The following is a 23063-nucleotide window of genomic DNA, read 5'->3' as shown; positions in this document are numbered from 1 at the left end:
TGCTCGGTGCGGGCGCTGACAGGGGGTGTCAGCAGCCCGCTTCACCCCCTTGCTTGACCCTAAGGCTTGACGGTCGTGAACTCGCCAAAAGCCTTCAGCTGCTCGGCGATCTTGGTCGAGTCGCCGACGACGACCCAGCTCTGGTCGTCGGGGTTGAAGTACTTCTTGCCGACGGCCTGCACCTCGGCGGCCGAGACCTTCTGCAGCGCCGGCACGAACTTGCCGAGGAAGTCGGCCGGCAGGCCCACCAGCCAGTTGCTCGCCAGCTGGCGCCCCAGCGACCCCTGCAGCTGCGTGCTGACGAGATAGCTGCCGGCCATGTAGCGCTTGTTCATGGCCATCTCGGCTTCGGGCACGGCCTCGGCGCCGATGCGGCGGTATTCGCTGATGTACTCGGTCATCGACGCCGCCGTCACCTCGTTGCGCACGTCGGCGCCGCCGGTGATGGCCCCGCCCACGCGCCAGGACACGCCGCCCGCGCGCGCGCCGTAGGTGTAGCCCTTTTCCTCGCGCAGGTTCTGGTTGATGCGACTGGAGAAGCCGCTGCCCAGGATGGTGCTGGTCAGGCGCAGCGCGACCTGCTCGTCGCCGCTGGCGGCCATGCCGGGGCGGCCCAGGCGCAGCGTGGCCTGCACGCTGCCGGGGCGTTCCAGCAGCAGGCGCTGCACGGGCGCGGTCGTGGCGGGCGTTGGCAGGTCGGGCACAGCGTCGCCGCTGGCCTTCCAGTCACCGAAGGCCTCGTGCGCCAGCTTCAGCGCCGCGCCTGAGTCGATGCGGCCGGTGATGACGAGCAGGGCACGGTCGGGGCGGAAGCGCCGCGCGTGCTCGGCGCGCAGGCCTTCGGCCGTCACGGCCGTGATGGCGGCTTCGGTCTCTTGCGTGCGGCCGTAGGCGTGGCCGCCGTAGATGGCGCCGTCCAGTGCCTTGGCGGCGCGGAAGGACGGCTGCGTGCTGGCGGCCTTCAGGCCTTGCAGCGCATTGGTCTTGGCGAGTTGCACCTCGCCGTCGGGGAAGGCCGGCTGGCGGGCCACTTCAGCCAGCAGCCTGGCCATGCTGCCGGCATGCGAGGCCAGCGCATTGCCGATCACGCTGATGCCGTCATTGCTGGCGGACGCGCCGACCGAGCCGCCCATGGCCTGGGCGGCTTCGGCGATCTGCTTGGAGCTGCGCTGCGCCGTGCCTTCGGACAGCAGGCCGGCCAGCAGCTTGGCGCGGCCGGGCGCATCCGGACCGTCGGCACCGAAGCCGGCACCGCGCATGGCCAGCACATAGTCCACGCGCGGGATGCCGTTGCGCGGCACGACCCAGACCTGCAGGCCGTTGGGCAGGGTCTGCTGGGTGATCTTCGGGACGGCCAGCGGCTTGTCCTTGCCGAAGGCCGGCAGTTCGGCGGGCAATTCGGCGGTGGCGGCATGCGCTGCGCCGGAAAGCACCAGGGCGGCGATCAGGCCGAGGCGGAAGGCGGGGGATGGTGTCTTGTTCATCGTTGGCATCCGCATCAGGGTTGAGAAGCCGGCTTGGCAGGCGCGGCCAGCATGGCGGCGGGCTTGCGGTCGATGACCGAGCGGTTGGCCTGGGTCATGTAGGTGGCGGCGACGCGCTGCACATCGGCGGACGTCACGCCCTCGATCCAGCCCGGCACCTTGTTGACGACAGTCGCGTCGCCCCACAGCGCCTGCAGCTTGGCCAGGCGGTCGGCACGCAGCAGGAACATCTCCAGGTTGTTGTACCAGTCGGCCAGCAGCGCGGTCTTCAGGTTCTTCAGCGTCGCGTCGTCCACGCCGTCCTTGACAACGCGGGCGATTTCCTCGTCCATGCCGGCCAGCAGCGCGTCTGCCGTGGTGTTCGGTTTGTAGAGGGCGAAGACGGTGAACAGGCTCGGGCCGTCGTACTCCCACACGCCGGTCAGGCCGTAGAGGGAGCTGACGTTCAGCGCCAGCTCGCGGCCCTTGACGAGGCCCTGGTAGAGGCGCGACGCATCGCCACCGGCCAGCAATTGGCCCAGCACCGCAAAGGGGGCCTGGTCCTTGCTGCCGCGGGTCGGCAGCTTCCAGGCCGCGGCGATGGCGGGCACCTGGGCCAGCTTGTCGGGCTGGGTCAGGCGGCGTTCGGCGGTGTTCAGGCCTTCGGTGAAATCGGTGGGCTTGGGCGTGGCGCGGGCGGCGATCTTGCCGAAGTACTTCTCCGCCAGCGCAAAACCCTGGGCCGGCGTCACGTCGCCGGCAATGGACAGCACCGCGTTGTTGGGGCCGTAGAAGTCGCGGTGGAAGGCGCGCACATCTTCCAGGTTGGCGTTCTCCAGGTCGACGAAGCTGCCGTAGCCGTCGTGCTTGTTCTCCCACTTGTCGAAGGCCAGGGCGGAGATGTCCAGCCACATGAAGCCGCCATAGGGCTGGTTCTGCACGTTGACGCGGATCTCCTCCTTCACGACGTCCTGCTGGTTCTTCAGCGACGTCGGGTTGAGGTCCAGCATCGTCATGCGGTCGGCTTCCAGCCACAGCATGGATTCCAGCGCCGACGACGGCGCGGTCTCGATGTAGTTGGTGAAGTCGGGCCGGGTCGAGCCGTTGTTGTTGCCGCCGCCCGAGGTGATGACCTTGTCGAACACGCCCTTGGGCGCCTTGGGCGTGCCCTGGAACATCAGGTGCTCGAACAGGTGGGCGAAGCCGGTGCGGTTCTGCGGCTCCAGCCGCATGCCGACCTTGTAGACGACGCTGATGCCCACGGTGGGGCTGCTGGCGTCGGGCGACACGATGACGGTCAGGCCATTGGCGAGCTTCTTGGTGTGGACGGGGATCTGCCAGCGGTCCGCTTGCGCGCCGTCCTTGGGCGCAGCCATCGACGGGCCGGTGGTGAGCGCGAGGGCCGCGGCGCTGACGGCGCCCAGCACCGCGCGGCGGGTGGTCTTCAACATGGGGTCTCCTGGAAGGGAATGGCGCGCAGTGTCCAGCCGTTTGGACGGGATGCCGCAGGCCACATCGGGAAAACCCGTCGCCGGAAATTTTCACCCTGCCCCGCCTGATCCCTGGCGGGCCGCGCTTGCGTCCTTGAGGGGGAGTGCGGCGTGTTGCCGCGCTTCCAACCACCGGAGACCATCATGGCCGCATTGCCCGTCACCATCGCCCTGAAGAACATCAAGTGCAAGATCGAGACCGACGAGGTCGGCGCGGACGAGCCCTATGTCCTCGTCACCGCCGTCGACCTCGGCAACCCGCTGCTGCCCAATGCCGAGGTCACCCTCTATGGCCCCTGGAGCGACGTCGACGCGGGCGAGACCCACGGCACCCAGCCGCTGCAACCGGGCATCAACCCGAGCGACATGCCCTTCATCGTCTGGCGCCGCAATGCCTGGGGCCCGTCGGGTTCGGCCAAGGCCATCCCCAACCCGACCAATGCCGTCATCCTCGTGTCCATGATGGAGCACGACGACGGCAAGCCCGGCACGGCGCGCGAGCTGGTCAAGGCCGCGGTCGTCGGCGCCCTGGCCGCGTCCGCCGGCATGACGCGCGCCCAGCGCGTGACCAAGCTGAAGGCCGACATCAACGGCGCCCTCGGCATCCCCACCGGCTTCCCCAACTTCGACGACCGCGTCGGCACGACGCAGGAGTTGGCGCTCAGCGCCAACCTGCTCGACGTGGCCGCCGGCCCCAAGACCAAGACGCTGACCATCACGGGCGACGGCGGCAAATACGAAGTCACCTTCGTGGTGACCAAGGGCTGAAGAGGCTAGCCGGCCGCCTTGACCGGCGCCTTCACCGCTGGGCAAGCGGTGTTGAGCGGATCCGGGCACTTGGGCTTCTTGGGCCCGACCTGGGTGCCCAGATTGCTGCCGTTGCTGCTGATGCCGCCCCCGTTGCCGCCCGCCACCGGCGCGGCGCCGGTGGCGGGCTGGTTGGCTACCGGCGTCACAGCCGGCGAGCTGGCCGCCTTGCTGCCGCTCGCCGAGGGTGCCACCTCGGCGGCGTGGATCGTCGAGACGCCGAGCAGCGCCGCGCAGAACAGGGAGAGGGAACGCTTCATGGTGGACCTCCTTCAATAGTCCAGCAGGGCCAGGCCCGGCGGCGCCGGGCTGGATGAGGACGATATCAATCCCGTCAACCGGGCGCGCACGGCCGCGGCGTCGGCGCGATGCGACAGGGCGTCGGCATAGGCGCTGAGCGCGGCTGGCGCCTCATGACCGGTGCCCAGCGCAGCCAGGGCGCGCAGCCGGGCCCGGTCCGGGTGTCCAGGTGGCAGCTCCGACTCGCCGATCGCCAGCGCCTGGGCGTAGGCCGCGCGAGCCGCTTCACCGCGGCCGGCGGCTTCGTGCGCCAGGCCGAGCAGGGCCAGGGTGGGCCAGCGGTCGGCGTCCTGAGGGCGCTGGCGCTGTGCGGCATCCGCCACCGCCAGCAACTCGGCGGCCTGCGCCACCCGGCCCTGGCGCAGCGCGGCTTCGCCGAGCAGGGCGCGCGCACGTTCCGCGGCGGGGCTGCCGGCGGCCTGCAGGTCCAGCAGCAATTGATTCAGGCGCGACTGTGCCGCCGCGGTGTCGCCGCGGCGCAATTGCTGGCGCGCGGCCACCAGGCCGACCAGGGCCGCGGCCTCTGCATCGCTGCCGCGGCGGGCCTCCTGCCACGCCGCTTCGGCTTCCAGCGCCGCTGCGTCCCGCAGGCCGTGGTGGAACAGGGCCGTGGCGAGCCAGCTGCGCGTGTAGACGGTGTTCAGGTCGGCCGGCCCCAGCACCTCGCCCAGCTCCTGCACGCTGGCGCGCAGCAGCGGCACGGCCTCGGCATGGTGGCCCAGCTCGACCTCCATCGTCGCGACGGCCATGCGCGCCTGCGCGCCGATCAGGCGACCGGCGCCGGCGCTGGCTTCGACCAGGGCCTGCAGCCAGTGCCTCGCATCGGCCCAGCGGCCCTGGGCACGGGCCAGGCCGGCGAGTGCATCGGCCACGCGGCGATACCGTTCATGGCGGGTGCCGAAACGTTCGCGCGCGCTGCGCTCTGCGCGCTCCAGCAGGCCCTTCGCCTCGTCCAGCCGGCCCGCCTCGGTCGCGATCTCGCCGAGGTGGGCCAGCGCCGTGACGGCGACGCCGTCGTCATCCTCGGGTCGCGCGGGCACCAGGGCCGCCAGCAGCGCAACGGCCGCATCGGTCTGCCCCAGGCGGCGGCGCACATTGGCCAGCGCAAAGGCCACCTCGCGCCCTGCGTCACCCCGGCCCTGCAATCGCGCATGGGCCAGTTGCAAGGCATCGGCCGCCTGCTCCATGTCACCCGACTGGCTCAGCAGCACGCCCAGCGGCTGGGCCACTTCGGCGAGCAGCGCCTCGTCGCCGGCCAGGCGTTGCTTGGCCTCGGTCCAGCTGCGCCGCAGCAGCTCGACCATCGGCACCGTGGCGCTGCCCGACGTGCCCGGGCTGAGGCCACTCAACATCTCCGTCAACACGCTCTGTACACGCCGCGTGCGCTCGGCCTCGCGTGCGGCCTCGCGCCATTGCCAGGCGGTGGCCGCCATGCCGGCGAGCAGGCTGGCCAGCACCAGGCCCAGTGCGGCGAGCTGCAGCCGGTAGCGACGCGCGAACTTGGCGCTGCGGTAGGCCAGCGAGTCGGGCCGCGCCAGGATGGGCCGGTGTTCGAGATGGCGGCGCACGTCGTCGGCCAGCGCGCTGGCGCCGGCATAGCGCTCGTCGGGGCGCTCCTTCAGCGCGCGGCCGACGATGAGTGCGAGGTCGCCACGCAAGCCGGAGCCCGGCTCGCGCTGGCCGGTCAGCAGCAGGCACAGCAGCCGACCCAGCGCGAACACATCGGTGGCCGTGCTGACCGGCTCGCCACGCAGCTGCTCGGGCGCGGCGTACTCGGGCGTCAGCCCGGCGGGCATCTGCGCCGTCAGCTCGGCGCCGCTTTCTCCAGCCTGGCCCTCCAGCAGCTTGGCGACGCCGAAGTCCAGCAGCTTCACCTGGCCATCGGCCGTCACGAGGATGTTGCCGGGCTTGAGGTCGCGATGCACGACGAGGCGTGCGTGCGCATGGGCTACCGCGTCGCAGACCTGCAGAAAGAGCTGCAGCCGCGCGGGCACATCGAGGCCCTGGTCCTCGCACCAGCGGTCGATGCGCTCACCGTCCACCAACTCCAGCACCAGATAGCGCGTGCGCGCCGCGCCCAGCAGGGCCTCGCCGATGTCCAGCAGCCGGGCGATGTGCGGATGGGTCAGCCGCGCCAGCAGTTCGCCCTCGCGGCGAAAGCGCGCCTGGTTGCCTTCGCCGCGCCAGGGGCTGTGCAGCAGCTTGATGGCCGCCTCGCCCTGGTGGGCGCCATCACTGCGCCGCGCGCGCCAGACTTCGCCCATGCCACCGCTGCCCAGCGGCACCACCAGGGTCCAGGCGCCCAGCACCTGGCCGGCCAGTTCGGGTGCGTTTGGCAAGGGTGCGGGTTGGTCCAGGAAGCCGCCTGCCTCGGCGGCGCGGTCGGCGTGGATGAGGGCCTGCAGCCGCTCGCGTTGCACCAGCGGCAGCTCCGCCAGCAAGGCTTCGCGCTCCGGCGGGCTCGCGTCCTGCCAGGCGTCGAAGGCGGCCAGCGCGCCGGCCCGGTCGGCCGTGTTCATGTCTGCAAGGCGTCGAACAAGAAGGCGCGCGCCTTGCGCCAGTCACGCTTGATGGTGGGCACCGACACGTCCAGCAGCTCGGCGATCTCCTCCAGCTCCAGGCCGCCGAAAAAGCGCATCTCCACGACCTGGTGGGCGCGGCCGTCGGCGCGCTCCAGCATCTGCAGCACGTCGTCGAGCTTGAGCACGTCGGGCGGCGCGATCTGCTCCAGCGCCGCCGTCGACAGCGTCACCTCGGCCTGGCCGCCGCCRCGCTTGTCGGCACGGCGTTCCCGCACATGATCGACGATGACGCTGCGCATGACCTTGCTGGCATGGGCGAAGAACTGCGCACGGTGCAGGGCGGCCTCTTTCGGGATCGGCCCGGCGCTCTTCAGCCAGACCTCGTGGATCAGCGCCGCCGGCTCCAGCGTCATCGGCGCATGGCCGGCGAGATGACTCCGGGCCAGCCGCTTGAGCTCGGGGTAGAGCAAGGTGTAGAGACGATCACGGGCCTCGGCCTGTCCCGAGGCCAGGGCCGTCAGCAGCTGGGTGATCTCCGTCATGGATGCGATGCTGGCCCCAAGCGCGCCCGCGCGGAACCCCCAGCTTGGCGCGCGAGAATGGCGGTTTGCTCCACCGCCCGCCAAATTCCATGTCCGAAGCTCCCGCCACCCGCCCCGAACTGCCCGACCACCTCAGCGTTGATCCGCGCAGCCCCCATCACGTCGCCGCCGTCTTCGAGCACGACATCGGCATCCGCTTCAATGGCAGGGATCGCCAGGACGTCGAGGAATACTGCATCAGCGAGGGCTGGGTCAAGGTGCCCGCCGGCAAGACGCTGGACCGCAAGGGCCGGCCGCTGTGCATCAAGCTCAAGGGCACCGTCGAGGCCTTCTACCGCTGAGCGATATGTGATGCCGCTGCGACGCCGGTTGTTGGGCGGATGGCTGCTGGCCCTGAGTGGTGCCGCAGCTGCCGCGCCTTGCCCGCAACCGCTGCGCATCGGCTTCAACGAGGCGCCGTTTCCGCCCTCCATCCTCGGCACCGGCCCGGCCTTCCAGGATCCACCGGGCTGGGCCGTGCAGGCGGTGCACGAGGTCGTGCAGCGCCTGGGCTGCCCGGCGGAATTGCAGCGTTTGCCAGGCCGTCGGCTGGCGCGCGCTCTGGAACAGGACGAGCTCGAGTTCGCCATGTTCTTCGGCTACACGGCGGAGCGGCTGGGTGCCTTCCGCTTCCCGCTCGATGCCGCTGGCCGCGCCGACGCCGCCTGGGCACCAGTGCTGGGCCACCTCGCGCTCTATGGCGTGGCCGGCAGCCCGGCGCTGAAGGCCTGGGACGGCAGCACGCTGGCGCCGGGCGTGCGAGTCGGCGTCGTGGCCGGCTCCACACAGGAGATGCTGGCGCGCGAACGCCGCTGGCCGGTCGAGCCGACCAGCGCCTTTGACACCAGCGTGCTGGCGCTGCGAGCGCGCCGCTTCGAGCTGCTGCTGACCGCGCGCGAATCCCTGTCGCCCGCCCAGTTGAGCGGCGACGACGCCCTGGTGGAACTGTCCCCGCTGGTCGAGCGGCTGCCGTATTTCGCTCCCGCCAGCCGGGCAGTGCATGCCCGCCATGCCGGCTTCGTGGCCGAGTTCTGGCGTGAGCTTTGCGTCAGCGTCCGCCGCATCGCTCTCGAGGCGCGTGGGCAGGACTGCGGCAGCCGACCCTCGCGCTAGCGCAGCGACATCAGCACCAGGGCCGCCGCGGCCCACAGGGCCAGCCAAGCCGGGTGGCGACCGCGGTTGCTCAGCAGCACCAGTGCGCCGCTGGCCGCCAGCGCTGCGGCGATGACCGTCTCGGCAAAGCCGCCCGACGCCGCCCGCGCGGCCGGCTGGGCCAGCCACAGCAGCAGGCCCGCCAGCGCCCAGGCCAGCACGGTCACGACATGCCAGCTGGCCCACAGGATGCGGGTCTGGAAGGCGCGCAGCACCGGGTCGCCGCCGGTGGGCACGATGCCGCCGCGGCGCAGATGGCGAAAGATCCGCAACTCGCCCAGCCAGGAATGAACCAGACCGATGACGAGGACCAGGGCCGCTGCGCCGACAAGCCAGGGGTTCATGGCAGTGCTCTCGCTTTCAGGTGCAGTGTCAGGCCCCCATCGGGCCGCAGCGTGACCGCCATGCGCGGCTTGGGCGCCTCGTTGCCGACCGGGCTCAGCTCGAAGCGCTGCAGCACCAGGGCTGCAATCAGCGTCATCTCCAGCACCGCGAAATGCTGGCCCAGGCAGACCCGCGGCCCGAGGCCGAAGGGGATGTAGGCGCCGCGCGGGATTTCATCGGGCGCGTCGGGCAGGAAGCGCTCGGGCTTGAAGGCCAGCGGCGCATCCGGCCAGCAGCGCGGGTCGCGGTGCAGCAGCCAGGGCGTCACGCGCACGAGGGTGCGAGCGGGCAGACGCACGCCGCCGAGGGTGATGTCGCGCGTCAGCCGGCGCGTCAGCAGGCCGGCCACGGGCGGGTAGAGCCGCATCGCCTCCTTCAGCGTGGCCGACAGAAAGGGCAGGGCGGCCGCGTCGTCGGCCGTCGGCACGCGGCCGGCCAGCAGCGCGTCGACCTCGGTGCGCGCCCGCGCCTGCGCCTCGGGGTGGGCCGCCAGCAACCAGCTCCACCACAGCAGCGCCGTCGCGCTGGTCTCGTGGCCAGCCTGGAAGCTGACCATGCACTGGTCGTAGACCTCCTGCGGTGACAGCGCCTCGCCGGTGGTCTCGTCGCGAAGCGCCGTCAGCATGCCGAGCAGGTCAGTGCGTTCCTCACCCGAAGCCCGCCGGGCGGCGATGCGCTCGCCCAGCAGCCCGTGGATCAGTCGCGCGGCACGCCGCTTGGCGGCCTTGCCGCGCAGGGGCAGCCAGTCGGGCAGTGTCACGGGCCAGAACATCTCCGCCAGCGCCGTCTCGCTGAGCACCTGCACGGCCTGTGCGGCCGCTGCCGTGTCGTTGCCTATGGGGGTGCTGAACAGCGTGCGGGAGATGACGTCCATCGTCAGGTGGCTGTAGAGCTCGTCCATCGCGACCTCGCCCTCGCGCACGCGGCCCAGGCCGGCAACAGCGGCCTCGGTCATCAGCGCCGCATAGCCGGCCATGCGCTTGGGCGCAAAGGCCGGCATCAGCATGCGGCGCTGGCGCTGCCAGGTGGGCCCTTCGGTGACGAGGACGGACTGGCCCATCAGCTCGGCGAACACCTCGGGCCCGCGCGCCCAGCGAATCAGCGCGTCGGCGTGGTCGACCATGACGGCGCGCACCAGCTCGGGGTCGAAGACGTCGACGCCGCGCTCGCCCAGGATGGTCTGCGCCACCAGGTCGCCGAGCGGCCGCTGCGCAGCGATGACGGCGAGGTAGTCGCGGCGCATGGCCATCAGCACGGGGAAGCCCCACCAGCGGGTGGGGTGGCTTGGCAGATCGTTCCAGGTCTGTGTTGTCATGGCCCGCATGCTGCGCCTGGACGCTCAAGACGGTCTTGAACGAATGCGACACTGGCCGCGATGGATGCGCATACACATCTTTGGCTGCCGCCGCTGGCCCTGGCCGGCTGCGTGCGCGGCGTCATGCTGCGCGACACCCGTGGCCGCGGCCTGGATGCCGGTCAGCGCGAGAACTACTTCCCCGCGACGCCGCTGGTGACGCTGTTCTGGTGGGCCGAGGGCAGCAGCGAGTGGCTGGCCACGCCGGGCTTCTCGACGCCCCCGCCTGAGCGCCGCCACGCGCCCGTGCTGCTGGGCGGCCCGTTCACGTTGCCCACGCACACGCGCAACCCCGGCGAGATGTCGGCCTTCAAGCTGCTGCTGTTGCCCGATGCCTTCGTTGCGTTGACCGGCATCGCGCTGGAAGGCCTCGTCAATCGCGTGGTCGATGCCAGCGAGCTGCTGCCGGCCGACTGGCTGGCCTGGGCGACGCAGATGTCTGCCGCGGCCGACGACGCGGCGCGCCTGCGCCTGCTCGAAGACTTTTTGCTGCCGCGCTGGCAGGCCCTGGGCACGCAGCGCCCCGGCCACCGCTACGCCGTCTGGACCGAGGCCCTGGCCGTGCGTGCTGCCACCAGCGCCGCCGGCCGCAGCCTGCGCCAGCTGGAGCGCCGCATCAAGGCCTGGGCTGGTTTGCCGATGCGCGAGCTGCGTGCGGTGTCGCGCGCCGAGAACGCCTTCTACGCCGTGGCCGCCGCGGAGATCGGGGCCGGCGATGCAGGCGTCAACTGGGCGGACATTGCCGCCGACAACGACTACGCCGACCAGAGCCACCTCTGCCGCGAGACGCGCCGCCTGACCGGCTTCAGCCCCGAGGACCTGCGCCGCCGCATTCAGGCCGAGGAGGCTTTCTGGGCCTATCGGCTGTGGCGCTGAGGCAAACTCGCGCCATGCCCCGCGTCCTGCTCCCGGTGCTGGCCAGCCTGCTGTGCTGGGCCGCCATGCCGGCCAGCGCTGCCTGCCCCCAGCCGCTGCGCATCGGCTTCAGCGACGCCGCATCGCCGCCCGGGCTGCTCGGCCAGGGGCCGACATTCCCCGAGCCGCCCGGCTGGGAGGTTGTCGCCGTGCGCGAGGCGCTCAAGCGCATGGGTTGCACGGCCGAACTGCTGCGCCTGCCCAACCGCCGCCTGTCCGCTGCGCTGGCCCAGGGCAACGTCGACATCGCCCTGCTGTTCGGCGTCACGCCCGAGCGCCTGCGCAGTCTGCGCTTCCCGCTCGATGCGCAGGGGCGGCCCGACGTCGCCTGGGCGCCGGTGTTCGGTCACCTGGCGCTGTTCGGCCGCAGCGGCGAGACGCCGGACCCCAGCTGGGACGGGCAGCGCCTGCCGGCGGGCTTGCGCGTGGGCGTGCTGACGGGCTCGGTGCAGGACGTCATCGCGCGCGACCGCGGCTGGGCGACCGAGCCCATCGGCGGGCTCGACGGCGGGCCCGCCATGCTGCAGGCGCGCCGCTTCGACCTGCTGCTGTCGACGCGCGAGGTGCTTGCGCCGGAGCAGCGCGCCGAACTCGTGGAATGGACGCCGGGCGTGGCCAAGCTGCCCTATTTCGCACCGGCCGCGCCCGCCTTTGTCCAACGCCACCCGGATTGGACGCGCGCCTTCTGGCGCCAGCTCTGCCAGGCCGTGCGGCGGCTGGAGCCCGACGTCCGCCCGGCCGAGTGCGGCACGGTGCCGGCCACCGCCTGGCGCTGACCCGCCCGAACCGGGGTCGCGGCCGCGGCGCCAGCTTCCTAAACTCGGGCGCATGTCGCGCTGGTCCTGCGGGCTCTGTGGCGTCGCGCTGAGCGGCGGCATGGCCTTGGCCGCGGCCCAGGGCTGCCCCGAGTCGCTGCGCATCGGCTTCACCGACCGTGCGGGCCCGCCGGGTCTGCTGGGCCATGGCAGCCAGTTCGCCGATCCGCCGGGCTGGGCCGTCGTCGCCGTGCGCGAGGCGCTGCGCCAGCTGGCCTGCAAGGCCGAGCTCGTGCGCCTGCCCGGGCGGCGCCTCAGCGTGGCGCTGGCCCAGGGCGAAGTGCAATTCGCGCTGTTCTACGGGCCCTCGCCGGAGCGGTTGCGCAGCTACAGCTTCCCCCTCGACGCTCAGGGCCGGCCCGATGCTGCCTGGGCGCCGGTCCTCGGCCATCTGGCCCTGTACGGCCGCGCCGGCACGGTGCCCGATCCGGCCTGGGATGGCATCCATCTGCCGCCGCGCTCGCGTGTCGGCGTGCTGGCCGGCTCGGTGCAGGAGGCGCTGGCCGGCGAGCGCGGCTGGGCGACCGAGACCGTGCTGACCTTCGACAGCGAGGTGGCCATGCTGCAGGCGCAACGCTTCGACCTGCTGCTGACCGCCCGCGAAGGGTTGTCGCCCGAGCAGCGCGCCGATCTCGTCGAATGGACGCCGGTGGTGGCCAGGCAACCGTATTTCATGCCGGCCGCACCGGCCTTCGCCCAGCGCCACGCCGCCTGGACGCGCGCCTTCTGGGCCGAACTCTGCCAGTCGGTGCGGCGGCTGGCGCCCGAGGCCCGTCCCGTCGACTGCGGCATCGTGCCGCCCGCGCCCCGGCGTGAGGCCAAGTCCCCCGGCTGACCGGGGCATTGATCGGGTAATTGACGTGCACGTCAATTGATGGCGTCAAAATGGCGCATCTGAGTTACCAACGGAGTACAGCCATGTCCGATCCGATCGTCATCGTTTCCGCCGCCCGCACGCCCATCGGCGGCCTGCTGGGTGATTTCGCCGGCCTTGCCGGTTGGGAGCTGGGCGCGGTCGCCATCAAGGCGGCTGTGGAGCGCGCCGGCGTGCCGGGCGACTCGGTCGATGAGGTGCTGATGGGCAACTGCCTGATGGCCGGCCAGGGCCAGGCGCCCGCCCGCCAGGCCCTGCGCAAGGCCGGCCTGCCCGACTCCGCCGGCGCCGTCACGATGAGCAAGATGTGCGGCTCGGGCATGCGCACCATGATGTTCGCCCACGACATGCTGGCGGCCGGTTCGGCCGAGGTCATGGTGGCCGGCGGCATGGAGAGCATGACCAACGCCCCCCACCTGATGTTCGCCCGCAAGGGCGTCAAGTACGGCGTCGCGCAGATGTACGACCACATGGCCCTGGACGGCCTGGAAGACGCCTACGAGCGCGGCAAGGCCATGGGCGTCTTCGCCGAGCAATGCGTGGCCAAGTACAGCTTCAGCCGCGAGGCCATGGACCAGTACGCCATCACCTCCACCCAGCGTGCCAAGGCGGCCAACGAGAGCGGCGCCTTCGACTGGGAAATGGCGCCGGTGACTCTCTCCGGCCCCAAGGGCGACACCGTCATCAAGTTCGACGAGCAGCCCTTCAAGGCCAAGCTCGACAAGATCCCGTCGCTGAAGCCCGCCTTCAAGAAGGACGGCGCCATCACGGCCGCCACCTCGTCCAGCATCTCCGACGGCGCCGCGGCCCTGGTGCTGATGCGCGAGAGCACGGCCAAGGCGCGCGGCCTCGCTCCAATAGCCCGCATCGTCAGCCACGCCGTGCATGCGCAAGCGCCGGAGTGGTTCAGCACGGCCCCGGCCGGTGCCATCCAGAAGGCCCTGGCCAAGGCCGGGTGGCAGGCCGGCCAGGTGGACCTGTGGGAAGTCAACGAAGCCTTCGCCGCCGTCACCATGGCTGCGATGGCCGACTTCAAGCTGCCCCACGACATCGTCAACGTCAACGGCGGTGCCGTGGCCCTGGGCCACCCCATCGGCGCCAGCGGTGCGCGCATCGTCGTCACGCTGCTGGGCGCGCTGAAGGCCCGCGGCTTGAAGCGCGGCATGGCGGCGCTGTGCATCGGTGGCGGCGAAGCGACGGCGCTGGCGGTCGAGATGCTCTGAGCGCGCTGAAGGGGGCTGGCAGGTCAACGTAGGATCGGCCCATGCTCGGCACCCACGACCTCCCCCTCTTCGCCGCCACCGTCTTCATCCTGAACGCGACGCCTGGCGTCGACATGGCCTACACGGTCGCCAGCACCTTGCGTGGTGGTTGGCGCCAGGGCGTGGCCGCGGCGGTCGGCATCATGGCCGGCTGCGTGCTGCACACCTTGGCGGCGGCCTTCGGCCTCGCCGCGCTGCTCGCCGCATCGGCCGAGGCCTTCATGGTCGTCAAGCTCGTCGGTGCCGCCTATCTGCTCTATGTGGCCTGGGGCATGGCCAAGGCGGGCTTGAAGCCGGCGTCGGCCAGCGCCGAAGTCAGCGCACCGCCTTCGCTGTGGCGAACAGTGCGCCAGGGCTTCTTCACGAATGCGCTGAATCCCAAGGTGGCGCTGTTCTTCCTGGCGCTGCTGCCGCAGTTCATCGAGGCCGACGCGCCGGACAAGACGCTGGCCTTCCTCTTCCTGGGTGCCTGGTTCATCGCCCAGGGCCTGCTCTTTCTGCTCGCCCTCATCGTGCTGGTGGCCCCCTTGCGCCGCAGCCAGCCGCGGCCCTGGCTGGGGCGTGGCCTCAACCTCGGCGGTGCCGGCCTCTTCACCTTGCTCGCGGCCAAGCTCGCATTGACCAAACCATGAATGTTCTGATCATCGGCGCCTCGCGCGGCCTGGGCCTGGAATTCGTGCGCCAGTACCGCGCCGCCGGCGCCCGCATCACGGCCACGGCGCGCGACGAGGCCGCGCTGGAGCGCCTGCAGGCCCATGGCGCCCGGGCGTTGAAGCTGGACGTGACGGACACCGCCAGCGTGGCGGGCCTGGCCTGGTTGATCGACGGCGAGGCCTTCGACGTCGTCGTCATCAATGCCGGCGTCTACGGCCCCAGCACCGCGGGCCTGGCGGCACCCACCGAGGCCGATTTCGACGCCGTCATGCACACCAATGTGCTGGCGCCCATGCGCCTGCTGCCGCAGATCGCCGAGGCGCTGGCGCCCGGCGCGCGCGTGGCCATCATCTCGTCCAAGATGGGTTCCCTGGCGCTGCGGGTCAGCACGTCCGGCTGGCTCTACCGCGCTTCCAAGGCGGCCGTGAACTCGGTGATGAAGGACGCAGCCCTGGCCTTGGCCGGCAAGGCCACCGTCATCAGCTTCCACCCCGGCTGGGTGCGCACCGACATGGGCGGCGCCGGTGCCGACATCGACGCGTCGACCAGCATCGCCGGCATGCGCACCGTGCTGGCCAGCGTGAAGCCTTCGGATACAGGCAGTTTCTTCAATTACGACGGGCAACGACTGGCCTGGTGAGTCCCCTTTATCGGCGGCGCGGCGGGCCATCGGCTTGCGCTAAGGTCTCAGTCCATGGACACGACCTTCGCCGAAGCTGAAACCACCACACTGATCCGCGTCGGGGAAACCTGCGAGCGCCAGATCCGCTTCACGCGCGAGGACATCGCCGCCTTTGCACGCCTGACCGGTGACTCCAACCCCCTGCACCACGACGTGCAGGCGGCCCAGCGGGCCCGCCACGGGGAGATCATCGCCAGCGGCCAGCAGACCACGGCCCAGATGATCGGCCTCGTCGCCAGCCACTTCTCACGCGGCGACGATGGCCAGGCCCGCGAGTTGCTGTGCCTGAACTTCAACTTCGCCTTCAAGGCACCGGTGTTTGCCGAACAGGAGCTGTTGCTGCACTGGCGTGTGGCCAGCGTGGAATGGAGCGCCACGCTGGGCGGCTGGGTGGCGCATGTGGACGGGCGTGCCATGGTGCGCCACGCCCACCCTTGCGTGATCGGCCGCGGCACGCTGCTCGTCAAGGCAGCCAGGCCCTGACCTCGTCGGCCAGCGTGGCCACGTCGATGGGTTTGCCAATGTGGGCGGCACAGCCCGCCGCCAGCGCCCGCGCGCGCTCCTCGGGCATGGCCTGGGCGCTCATCGCCAGCACCGGCACATCGCGCAGTGCCGGATCGGCTTTCAGGCGGCGCGTGGCCTCGTAGCCGTCGAGCACCGGCATGCGCAGGTCCATCAGTATGAGGTCGGGCCGGTGCGCGGCAGCGGCCTCGAGAGCCAGCTGGCCATTGGCCGCCCAGTCCACCTCGAAGCCGGCCGCCTCCAGCACATAGCGCGCGAGATAGGCGTTGGTCGCGTTGTCCTCGACCAGCAGCACCCGCGGCAATGTCACGGCAGAGGTCATGGCACCGGCTCCAGCTCGATGATGAAGCGCGAACCGCCGCCTTCGGCCGCTTCGTGGCGAATGCGGCCCTGCATGCGCTCCAGCAACTGGGCGCTGAGGTAGAGACCCAGGCCGGTGCCTTCCTGGGCATGGGCGACACCGCCTTCGAGCTGCTTGAAGGGCTGGAAGAGCAGGGCGCGGTGCTCCTCGGGGATGCCGGGGCCGTGATCCCTGACGCTCAGCACCAGGCGCTCGGCCTCTTGCCAGGCCTGGATCTCGATGTCGCCCTGCTCGGAGAACTTGATGGCATTGCCCACCAGGTTGAGCAGCACCTGGGTCAGCTTGCGGCGGTCGCCGCGCCAGGGCAGCGACGGGGCCATGCCCAGCTTCAGAGCCAGGCCGCGCGGTTCGGCCAGCGGGCGCAGCTGGCCGGTGACGTCGGCGGCGATCGCGGCGATGTCGATGGGCTCGATGTGCAGGTCCAGGCGGCCGGCCTCGATGCGCGACAACTCCAGCAGGTCGTTGATGAGGGCCAGCAGGTGGCGGCCCGAACTGGCGACGAAGCCGAGCTGGCGCTTCTGCTCGGCGTTGACCGGGCCGCTGCGGCCATCGTGCATCAGGTCGGTGAAGCCGAGGATGGCATTCAGCGGCGTGCGCAGCTCATGACTCATGCGCGCCAGGAACTCGGACTTGAGCCGGTCGGCCTCCTGCAGTCTCAGGTGCTCGGCGGCCACCCGCTCGGCCGCCTTGCGCTCCGAGATGTCGTGCAGCAGGCCGACGAACAGCGTCTCGCCATCGAGTTCGAAGCGCGAGAAGCGGATCTCCACCGGCAGGTCGTGGCCATCGGCGTGGCGGGCCAGGGTCTCGACGCCGCGCCAGTTCAGGCGTTTTTCTCCGGTCGCCATGTGGCGGGCCAGGCCGGCGACATGGGCCGCCCGCAGGCCCTCGGGCTGCAATGTGGCCAGCGGCTGGCCGCTGAGGCTGCCCGGTTCATGGCCCAGCAGCGCGTGGATGGCCGGATTGGCGAAACGGATGGTGCTGCCGCCATCGATGATGACGGCGCCGTCGATGCTGGTCTCCCACAGCGAGCGGAACAGCGCCTCGCTGCGCTGCACGGCCTGGTGGGCGGCTTGATCCTCGTGGGCGCGCCGGATCACGAGGACAGCGGCGGTCAGGCCGAACAGCAGGGCGCTGACCATCAGCATCCCGATCAGCGCCGCCGCCGTGATGCGCGACGCCAGACCGAGGCTGGCCGAGAAGCGGTGCTCCATCGGCGTCAGTCGCGCGTCCAGGGCCAGCACGCGGGACTGGAGCGCCGCGCGGGCCTCGGGCGGCAGTTCGCGAGCCTGGCGGGCCAGCGCGGTCATCTCGGCAATCAGCTCGTCGGCCTCACGCCAGATGCCGACCGAATCGGCCATGTAGGGCAGGCCCCGGCAGCAGCGGTAGAGCCGGACCATGCCCGGCGCGTCATCGGCGTGGTTGCGCGAATCGATGAAGCCCTGGCGGGCCTCTTCGTCATGGGCGCCGCCTTTGTCCATGGCCTCGCGCGCACGCCTGGCGTTCAGGGGCACGGCGATCTCGCGCTCGAAGGCCTGGTATTGCGCTTCTTCACCGGATTGCAGATAGAGCACCAGGGCCAGCGCCGCGCTCTTCTGCGCGCGTGACCACTGGCTCTCTCCGGCGACATAGGCGCGTGCGGCCGACAGCGCCGTGATGGCGTACAGCCCCAGCACGGCCAGCAGCGCCGCCATGCCGAGCAGCAGCCAGGCCACGCGGCGCGCGCCGTGCGGCAGCACGGTCGGCCGGGTGGAAGCGTTAGCGGGGCTCACCACATCCGAGTATGCCCAGCCGCTGCCGGCGCGGGAACCTCAGGACGTAGGACGTTCCGTGCCGTCCTGCCCAGGCCCCGACCGCGCGGTCAGGGCAATCCGGTCGTTACTTCGTCACGCCGCCGGCAGGCCCCTCCACCTCGAAGCTGCCCACCAGCACCTGTTGGCCGCTGCCGGACAGGCGCAGCACGACACGCTCGTCCTTTTGCGCACCGCTGCCGAAGCCGGTGGACAGCCACAGCATCAGCGTCGTGTAGGGCGACACCAGCTGTTGGCGGTGGCCGAAGAACTGGGCGCGCACCTCGTAGCGGCCCGGCTTGGCGCGGCGCAGCGAGAACTCCTCGGGGCCGTAGCCGCCGGTGAAGTCGCGGGACATGGCGCCGCCCTGGCGCGTCAGGCGGTTGCCGTAATAGGCCTTCTCGCCGTTGGGGTCGGTCACCCACAGGTCGATGTCGGTGTTGTCGGCGTCCCAGCTCAGCACGGCGCGCAGGTCCAGCGGCAGGTTGCGGCGCAGGCGCGCATCGACACGCGACAGGTCCAGCTTCGGCGCACGGGCGGCGAGGGCGTTGAGCTCGGTCAGCGCGATCAGGTCGATGTCGGCAAAGCGACCATCCCAGGGTTGGCTGGCCACGTCCCACAGCAGCTCCAGCGCGCGCTGGGGCTGGGTGGCGGCGAGGGCCAGCGCCAGATCGCGCGAGGACTGGGGCTCGTCCGGCGCCAGTTCGCGCACGCGCTCCAGCAGCGGCACGGCCAGGGCGGTCTCGTCGGCCTGCAGCAGGCGGTAGGCCAGGATGCGCAGGATGTGGCGGTTCTCCAGTTCCATCTCGGCCAGGTTGGACAGCACGCGCATGGCCAGGCCGCGCTGGCCCTTCGCGAAGAAGATCTCGGCCGCGTCGATGAAGAAGGCGGTGCTGGACAGATAGCCCGGCCGCTCGTCCAGGTAGACGGCGTAGCGCTCGGCGTCGCTGGCCTCGCGCAGGCGGCGCACATAGGCGGCGTTGGGTTCCCAGGCGCGCAGCGCGATGCTGGCGATGGACGCAGGCGCGACGCTGGCGCTGTCCATGGCCTCACGGCGTGCGCCGGCCAGGACCACGGATTCGAGCGTGGCCGGCATGGCCGCGCGGGCCGGCACAGGCGCAGCAGGCGCGTGCGCCGTAGCGGGAGCGGGCATGGGGAGAGCGCTGATCGGCGCCCGAATGTCCGCCTTGAAGGCCGGCGGTGGCGTCCTGGCATCGCGGGCCTGAGCCGGGGGCACGGCCTGCCGGCTCTGCTCTGCAACGATGGCCACGGCGGCGACCTTGGGTTCCGCCGCCACGGTCTGCGGGAACTCCTGTGCCCACCAGGCCTCGCGCTGCTTGAAGCGCTGCACCAGACTGTCGATATGCCGCTCGCGGTCGGCCTGGCGCGTGGCGCCGCGCTGGGCCAGGCTCTGCTGGTAGGTCGCGCGCATGCTGGCGGTGGGCGGCGCGATCTCGTAGCGCACGTAGTCGGCCAGTTCGTCCAGCACGATCAGCGAGGTCTCGGCGCTGAGCAGGCGGAACTGCTCGCCGAGGCGGCGGATCTGGGCGCGGTTGCGCTGCTGCTCGGCCGACAGCTCGGCCACCCGCAATTCCGCCCAGCGCCGCGCGGCCAGTGGCAGCGTGGCTTCGTCATGGGGCGGGACTGATCGCGGCGCCTGCAGTTCGATCCGGCGCTGGCTGCGCTGCCCCTGGCCGTCGACGAGGGTGAGGATGAGGCGGGCCGTGACCGTGTTCAGGCGGGCGGCGACCGCGAGGCGGCCGTTTTCGGGGTGGAGGGATTCGGCGACCACGTCCTCGGCGCCTTCGGCCCGCAGATCCACCACGCGCAGGCCCGGCCGTGTCAGCGCGGCCAGCGCCGTGGCGGTGTCCATCCGGTTCAGGTCGAGCAGGCGGGCGCCGCCGTTCTCGGCCAGCCGGCGCAGCTGCGGCAGGTCGGCCCGGCTGGCGGCATTCACCGTGAACACAGGGCCCACGGGGGGCAGGCTGCCGAGGTCGGGCCAGGTGGCCAGGCCGTCGCTGAACAGCAGGCTCAGGCTGGCATTGCCCGAGGCGGCTGCCGACAGGCCGGCGTACCAGGCAGCGGGGCTGCTGGCGCCGTCGTAGGGCAGTTGCTGCAGCGTGCGGCGCAGGGCCTGCCAGTCGCCAGCGCGCACATCGAAGTCGCGTACCGGCTCGGCGGTGTCGCGCGCGACGGTGAGGTGGACGCGCATGTCGCGGGCGGCGGCGAACAGCGCGTCCAGCAACGCGAACTCGCGGGCGTGGTCGCGCTCGGCACCGGAGCCCGAGGCATCCCAGACGAGATGGAGATCGCGAGGCAGGCGGGCGGCGCCACGCGCGCCCTCGAGGGCGGCGATCTCGGCATAGGCGTAGACCGCGCCACCATGCTCGTTCACGACGACGCTGTCGCCGCCGCTGGCGGCCCAGCTCAGCGTGAGGGCCTCGCGCGGCTGCCAGTCGCTGCGCTTGAGCTGCATGGCCGTCTCGTCACCGCGTGCGAAGCTCTCCACGCCGGCCAGCGCGCCACCGGCCTGGGGCTTGCTGCCGCCGCGCAGGTCGAAGCGGCCTTCGAACTGGGCGATGGGCTGGCCGAAGTTCAGCGGCAGGCGGTATTGCATACGGCCCGAAGCGGTGGGCTGCAGCGTCTCGGCCAGTTGCAGCAGCACGCGCCGCTCGCCGTTGGGCGGCACGGGGTAGATGCGCAGCTTGAAGTTGTTGCCGGCGGTGCGCTCCAGCAGTGCCGGGTCGACGCGGCGGCGCGAGATGTCGTCGAAGACCTGGCGGCCCTTGTCCTTGGGCACGGGCACGGCGCTGACCATCTCGCCGCGCACGTCCAGCGCGAAGCCGACGACGCTCTGGCCCGCATCGAGCGGGAACTCCAGCGTGGCTTCGAGCTGGCGCGGGTTGGGGTTGCGCACGACCAGCTCGATGCGCGTCTGCGCCTGGCTGCCTGCCAGCGTGGCCTGGACCTGCACGCGCTGCAGCGTCAGCGGCAGGCCGGCCTCGGGCACGACGAAGCGCGGCATGGGCGGCGCTATGGGGGGCGGTGGCTTCACCGGCATTGGCGGCGGGCTGAGCGCGAAGGCGGCCGAGGTGGCAAGGCAGAGCAGGGCGAGCAGCGATCGAAGCGTCGTGGCAGAAGGCATGAAGGAACTCCGTGGCGGGTGGCTCCTGCTTCTACGGCGGCGGCGGGCAAACAGGGTGAACGACCTCGCAACGCCCAAGTCGACAATAGCGCCATCCCCAACGTAGTCGGAAAGCGCCACCCATGCTCCTCCCCGAAGACCACCTCGCCGTGCAAGACGCCATCCGCGCCTTCGTGCAGGCCGAGATCGCCCCCCACGCCGCGGCCTGGGACAAGAACCATCACTTCCCCGCCGAGCAGTTGAAGGGCCTCGCCGCCCTGGGCTGCTATGGCGTCGCCGTGCCCACCGAGTGGGACGGCGCGGGGCTGGACTACCTGGCTCTGTCGGTCATCCTGGAAGAGATCGGTGCCGGTGATGGCGGCACGAGCACGGTGGTCAGCGTCAACAACTGTCCGGTCTGCTCCATCCTGATGGGCTTTGCCAACGACGAGCAGAAGGAGCGCTTCCTGAAGCCGCTGGCGCGCGGCGACATGCTGGGCGCCTTCTGCCTGACCGAGCCCCATGTCGGCTCCGAGGCTGGCGGCCTGCGCACGACCGCCGTGCGGGACGGTGACGACTATGTGCTGAACGGCGTCAAGCAGTTCATCACCAGCGGCAAGCACGGCGACGTGGCCATCGTCATGGCGGTGACCGACAAGGCCGCCGGCAAGAAGGGCATCAGCGCTTTCGTCGTGCCGACGAACACGCCCGGCTACCAGGTTGCGCGCATCGAGGAGAAGATGGGCCAGCACAGCAGCGATACAGCCCAGATCCTGTTCGAGAACTGCCGCGTGCCGGCCGCCAACCGCCTCGGCGACGAAGGCCAGGGCCTGAAGATCGCGCTGTCGGGCCTGGAGGGCGGGCGCATCGGCATTGCCTCGCAATCGGTCGGCATGGCACGCGCGGCGTTTGAGGCGGCGCTGCGCTACAGCAAGGACCGCGTCACCTTCGGCCAGCCCATCTTCAACCACCAGGCAGTGCAGTTCAAGCTGGCCGAGATGGCCACGCAGATCGAGGCCGCGCGCCAGCTGATCTGGCATGCCGCCAGCCTGAAGGATGCCGGCCGGCCCTGCCTGAAGGAGGCTGCCATGGCCAAGCTGTTCGCCAGCGAGATGGCTGAGCGCGTTTGCTCAGAAGCCATCCAGATCCACGGCGGCTACGGCTACCTCAGCGACTTCCCCGTGGAGCGCATCTACCGCGACGTGCGGGTCACGCAGATCTACGAGGGCACGAGCGAGGTGCAGAAGATCCTGATCGGGCGGGCGCTTGCCCAGGCCTGATCAGGCGATGCGCGCGAACAGCTGCTGAGCCAGGACCTGCTCGCCGTTCTCAGGCGCGCGGGAATGCTGGCAGGCCGGGCGCGTCTTGATCGGGCGGGTCATCAGCGTGACATGACTCGCGAAACCTTCGCAGGCGAGACCCTGGGTCTTGGTGCGGAAACCGCAGTGCCGCCAGAAGGCCAGCGCGCGGGCGTTGGACTCCACGACAGTGATGTACCAGCTCGAGATGTCCGCCCAGCGCCGCGCCTGCACGCTCAGGCGTTCGACGATTTCGCAGCCGATGTGCTGCTGCTGCACCCGCTGGTGCACCAGCAGCAGCAGCAGCGCGGCGCAATCGCGAGTGGGCGCATGCAGTGCGACCTGGGCCAGGCCGATGGCCTGGTCATGCTCGAAGGCCGCAAAGGTGAGGCGGTGTTCGGGGGCGCACTCGTCCGGAAAACGCCGCCACAGCGGCTCGGCCATGTCGGCGCTGGGCAGGCGTCCGTAGTTCTCCAGCTCGTAGCTGGGGTTCGAAAGAAAAAGCTCCGATGCGATGCCGCGATCGGCATCGGAGTCGAGATTGAGGCGGCGGAGAAACATTGTGGCAAACGGCGTACCTGGGACGCTGGATCTTCGTAACTGCAAGTCAACAGCAAGCTTCAACAAGGTAAACGAAAAGTAAGGCCCGTAGCCGATTCCGTGGTCCCTAACTTCGCAATCTGGGGGCTGTTGGTGCCATGTTGTTGCAATTTTTC

At 70.9% G+C, this 23063-nt stretch carries 22 protein-coding genes; 11 read left to right on the top strand and 11 right to left on the bottom strand.

What is annotated here, in order from left to right; genetic code table 11:
• Positions 1–59: 59 nt before the first annotated feature.
• Both AC1DW3_RS15660 and AC1DW3_RS15655 read right to left on the bottom strand, forming a co-directional pair.
• A complete protein-coding gene (locus AC1DW3_RS15660; protein WP_477932491.1) occupies positions 60–1484 on the bottom strand; it encodes a M16 family metallopeptidase in 1425 nt (474 codons plus the stop codon).
• Positions 1485–1498: 14 nt separating this feature from the next.
• Positions 1499–2914 carry a M16 family metallopeptidase gene (locus tag AC1DW3_RS15655; RefSeq protein ID WP_477932489.1) on the bottom strand — a complete coding sequence of 472 codons (1416 nt, stop codon included), beginning with the start codon at positions 2912–2914 and terminating at the stop codon, positions 1499–1501.
• A 183-nt stretch (positions 2915–3097) separates the two neighbouring features.
• On the opposite strand from AC1DW3_RS15655, the gene AC1DW3_RS15650 reads away from it, so the two are divergent.
• A complete protein-coding gene (locus AC1DW3_RS15650) occupies positions 3098–3721 on the top strand; it encodes a hypothetical protein (protein WP_477932487.1) in 624 nt (207 codons plus the stop codon).
• Between the two features lie 5 nt (positions 3722–3726).
• On the opposite strand, the gene AC1DW3_RS15645 is transcribed toward AC1DW3_RS15650, so the two are convergent.
• Genes AC1DW3_RS15645 through AC1DW3_RS15635 form a run of 3 tightly spaced genes read right to left on the bottom strand, consistent with a single transcriptional unit; the run spans position 3727 to position 7124 of the window.
• Positions 3727–4020, bottom strand: coding sequence for a hypothetical protein (locus AC1DW3_RS15645; RefSeq protein WP_477932485.1), 294 nt, complete (start codon positions 4018–4020; stop codon positions 3727–3729).
• A 12-nt stretch (positions 4021–4032) separates the two neighbouring features.
• On the bottom strand, positions 4033–6579 hold the full coding sequence (locus AC1DW3_RS15640) for a protein kinase domain-containing protein (RefSeq protein WP_477932483.1): 2547 nt from the start codon (positions 6577–6579) through the stop codon (positions 4033–4035).
• The gene (locus tag AC1DW3_RS15635) at positions 6576–7124 is read right to left on the bottom strand and encodes an ECF-type sigma factor (RefSeq protein ID WP_477932481.1); all 549 of its coding nucleotides are present in this window, start codon (positions 7122–7124) and stop codon (positions 6576–6578) included. The genes AC1DW3_RS15640 and AC1DW3_RS15635 overlap by 4 nt, the downstream gene beginning before the upstream one ends.
• Before the next feature lie 89 nt (positions 7125–7213).
• Between AC1DW3_RS15635 and AC1DW3_RS15630 the strand changes: the two genes are divergently transcribed.
• On the top strand, positions 7214–7465 hold the full coding sequence (locus AC1DW3_RS15630) for a DUF3297 family protein (protein ID WP_477932479.1): 252 nt from the start codon (positions 7214–7216) through the stop codon (positions 7463–7465).
• A gap of 10 nt (positions 7466–7475) precedes the next feature.
• Positions 7476–8276 (top strand): substrate-binding periplasmic protein, encoded by an 801-nt coding sequence (locus tag AC1DW3_RS15625; RefSeq protein WP_477932477.1) that lies wholly within the window; start codon positions 7476–7478, stop codon positions 8274–8276.
• On the opposite strand, the gene AC1DW3_RS15620 is transcribed toward AC1DW3_RS15625, so the two are convergent.
• Positions 8273–8659 carry a hypothetical protein gene (locus AC1DW3_RS15620; protein WP_477932475.1) on the bottom strand — a complete coding sequence of 129 codons (387 nt, stop codon included), beginning with the start codon at positions 8657–8659 and terminating at the stop codon, positions 8273–8275. The two genes, AC1DW3_RS15625 and AC1DW3_RS15620, sit on opposite strands and share 4 nt — an antisense overlap.
• Complete coding sequence (locus AC1DW3_RS15615; protein ID WP_477932473.1) at positions 8656–10014, bottom strand: cytochrome P450; 1359 nt, start codon at positions 10012–10014, stop codon at positions 8656–8658. Before AC1DW3_RS15615 ends, AC1DW3_RS15620 begins: the two co-directional genes overlap by 4 nt.
• Before the next feature lie 60 nt (positions 10015–10074).
• On the opposite strand from AC1DW3_RS15615, the gene AC1DW3_RS15610 reads away from it, so the two are divergent.
• The 7 genes from AC1DW3_RS15610 (at position 10075) to AC1DW3_RS15580 (ending at position 15738) form a co-directional block, all read left to right on the top strand.
• A complete protein-coding gene (locus AC1DW3_RS15610; protein ID WP_477932471.1) occupies positions 10075–10929 on the top strand; it encodes a helix-turn-helix domain-containing protein in 855 nt (284 codons plus the stop codon).
• A 14-nt stretch (positions 10930–10943) separates the two neighbouring features.
• On the top strand, positions 10944–11744 hold the full coding sequence (locus tag AC1DW3_RS15605; RefSeq protein ID WP_477932469.1) for a substrate-binding periplasmic protein: 801 nt from the start codon (positions 10944–10946) through the stop codon (positions 11742–11744).
• A 52-nt stretch (positions 11745–11796) separates the two neighbouring features.
• Positions 11797–12618, top strand: coding sequence for a hypothetical protein (locus tag AC1DW3_RS15600; RefSeq protein WP_477932467.1), 822 nt, complete (start codon positions 11797–11799; stop codon positions 12616–12618).
• Positions 12619–12701: 83 nt separating this feature from the next.
• Positions 12702–13880: an acetyl-CoA C-acyltransferase gene (locus AC1DW3_RS15595; protein WP_477932465.1), complete on the top strand. Its 1179-nt coding sequence runs from the start codon at positions 12702–12704 to the stop codon at positions 13878–13880.
• A 41-nt stretch (positions 13881–13921) separates the two neighbouring features.
• A complete protein-coding gene (locus tag AC1DW3_RS15590; RefSeq protein ID WP_477932463.1) occupies positions 13922–14551 on the top strand; it encodes a LysE family translocator in 630 nt (209 codons plus the stop codon).
• Positions 14548–15213 carry an SDR family oxidoreductase gene (locus AC1DW3_RS15585; protein WP_477932461.1) on the top strand — a complete coding sequence of 222 codons (666 nt, stop codon included), beginning with the start codon at positions 14548–14550 and terminating at the stop codon, positions 15211–15213. The genes AC1DW3_RS15590 and AC1DW3_RS15585 overlap by 4 nt, the downstream gene beginning before the upstream one ends.
• 54 nt (positions 15214–15267) lie before the next feature.
• Positions 15268–15738 (top strand): MaoC family dehydratase, encoded by a 471-nt coding sequence (locus tag AC1DW3_RS15580; protein ID WP_477932459.1) that lies wholly within the window; start codon positions 15268–15270, stop codon positions 15736–15738.
• On the opposite strand, the gene AC1DW3_RS15575 is transcribed toward AC1DW3_RS15580, so the two are convergent.
• The 3 genes from AC1DW3_RS15575 to AC1DW3_RS15565 all read right to left on the bottom strand — a co-directional run bounded on the left by AC1DW3_RS15575 (position 15719) and on the right by AC1DW3_RS15565 (position 21070).
• On the bottom strand, positions 15719–16099 hold the full coding sequence (locus AC1DW3_RS15575; protein ID WP_477932457.1) for a response regulator: 381 nt from the start codon (positions 16097–16099) through the stop codon (positions 15719–15721). The two genes, AC1DW3_RS15580 and AC1DW3_RS15575, sit on opposite strands and share 20 nt — an antisense overlap.
• Positions 16096–17907, bottom strand: a complete 1812-nt coding sequence (locus AC1DW3_RS15570) for a PAS domain-containing sensor histidine kinase (protein ID WP_477932455.1) — start codon at positions 17905–17907, stop codon at positions 16096–16098. The genes AC1DW3_RS15575 and AC1DW3_RS15570 overlap by 4 nt, the downstream gene beginning before the upstream one ends.
• A 106-nt stretch (positions 17908–18013) precedes the next feature.
• Complete coding sequence (locus AC1DW3_RS15565) at positions 18014–21070, bottom strand: VIT domain-containing protein (RefSeq protein ID WP_477932453.1); 3057 nt, start codon at positions 21068–21070, stop codon at positions 18014–18016.
• A gap of 122 nt (positions 21071–21192) precedes the next feature.
• Between AC1DW3_RS15565 and AC1DW3_RS15560 the strand changes: the two genes are divergently transcribed.
• Positions 21193–22329, top strand: a complete 1137-nt coding sequence (locus tag AC1DW3_RS15560; protein ID WP_477932451.1) for an acyl-CoA dehydrogenase family protein — start codon at positions 21193–21195, stop codon at positions 22327–22329.
• On the opposite strand, the gene AC1DW3_RS15555 is transcribed toward AC1DW3_RS15560, so the two are convergent.
• Positions 22330–22974, bottom strand: coding sequence for a GNAT family N-acetyltransferase (locus AC1DW3_RS15555; protein WP_477932449.1), 645 nt, complete (start codon positions 22972–22974; stop codon positions 22330–22332). It lies immediately after the preceding gene.
• Positions 22975–23063 lie beyond the last annotated feature (89 nt).

The sequence above is a fragment of the Roseateles sp. P2_H4 genome, assembly GCF_056403315.1.
Note: the sequence above shows the minus strand (reverse complement) of the source record. Positions and strands in the feature narration are given on the sequence as shown.

What these genes read in the sequence shown, in the direction of transcription:
- AC1DW3_RS15630 (WP_477932479.1), top strand. Translation starts at nt 7,214, where the DNA reads ATGTCCGAAGCTCCCGCCACCCGCCCCGAACTGCCCGACCACCTCAGC.
- AC1DW3_RS15610 (WP_477932471.1), top strand. Translation starts at nt 10,075, where the DNA reads ATGGATGCGCATACACATCTTTGGCTGCCGCCGCTGGCCCTGGCCGGC.
- AC1DW3_RS15565 (WP_477932453.1), bottom strand. Translation starts at nt 21,070, where the DNA reads ATGCCTTCTGCCACGACGCTTCGATCGCTGCTCGCCCTGCTCTGCCTT.
- AC1DW3_RS15595 (WP_477932465.1), top strand. Translation starts at nt 12,702, where the DNA reads ATGTCCGATCCGATCGTCATCGTTTCCGCCGCCCGCACGCCCATCGGC.
- AC1DW3_RS15645 (WP_477932485.1), bottom strand. Translation starts at nt 4,020, where the DNA reads ATGAAGCGTTCCCTCTCCCTGTTCTGCGCGGCGCTGCTCGGCGTCTCG.
- AC1DW3_RS15580 (WP_477932459.1), top strand. Translation starts at nt 15,268, where the DNA reads ATGGACACGACCTTCGCCGAAGCTGAAACCACCACACTGATCCGCGTC.
- AC1DW3_RS15560 (WP_477932451.1), top strand. Translation starts at nt 21,193, where the DNA reads ATGCTCCTCCCCGAAGACCACCTCGCCGTGCAAGACGCCATCCGCGCC.
- AC1DW3_RS15640 (WP_477932483.1), bottom strand. Translation starts at nt 6,579, where the DNA reads ATGAACACGGCCGACCGGGCCGGCGCGCTGGCCGCCTTCGACGCCTGG.
- AC1DW3_RS15625 (WP_477932477.1), top strand. Translation starts at nt 7,476, where the DNA reads ATGCCGCTGCGACGCCGGTTGTTGGGCGGATGGCTGCTGGCCCTGAGT.
- AC1DW3_RS15650 (WP_477932487.1), top strand. Translation starts at nt 3,098, where the DNA reads ATGGCCGCATTGCCCGTCACCATCGCCCTGAAGAACATCAAGTGCAAG.
- AC1DW3_RS15655 (WP_477932489.1), bottom strand. Translation starts at nt 2,914, where the DNA reads ATGTTGAAGACCACCCGCCGCGCGGTGCTGGGCGCCGTCAGCGCCGCG.
- AC1DW3_RS15615 (WP_477932473.1), bottom strand. Translation starts at nt 10,014, where the DNA reads ATGACAACACAGACCTGGAACGATCTGCCAAGCCACCCCACCCGCTGG.
- AC1DW3_RS15660 (WP_477932491.1), bottom strand. Translation starts at nt 1,484, where the DNA reads ATGAACAAGACACCATCCCCCGCCTTCCGCCTCGGCCTGATCGCCGCC.
- AC1DW3_RS15575 (WP_477932457.1), bottom strand. Translation starts at nt 16,099, where the DNA reads ATGACCTCTGCCGTGACATTGCCGCGGGTGCTGCTGGTCGAGGACAAC.
- AC1DW3_RS15590 (WP_477932463.1), top strand. Translation starts at nt 13,922, where the DNA reads ATGCTCGGCACCCACGACCTCCCCCTCTTCGCCGCCACCGTCTTCATC.
- AC1DW3_RS15585 (WP_477932461.1), top strand. Translation starts at nt 14,548, where the DNA reads ATGAATGTTCTGATCATCGGCGCCTCGCGCGGCCTGGGCCTGGAATTC.
- AC1DW3_RS15600 (WP_477932467.1), top strand. Translation starts at nt 11,797, where the DNA reads ATGTCGCGCTGGTCCTGCGGGCTCTGTGGCGTCGCGCTGAGCGGCGGC.
- AC1DW3_RS15620 (WP_477932475.1), bottom strand. Translation starts at nt 8,659, where the DNA reads ATGAACCCCTGGCTTGTCGGCGCAGCGGCCCTGGTCCTCGTCATCGGT.
- AC1DW3_RS15605 (WP_477932469.1), top strand. Translation starts at nt 10,944, where the DNA reads ATGCCCCGCGTCCTGCTCCCGGTGCTGGCCAGCCTGCTGTGCTGGGCC.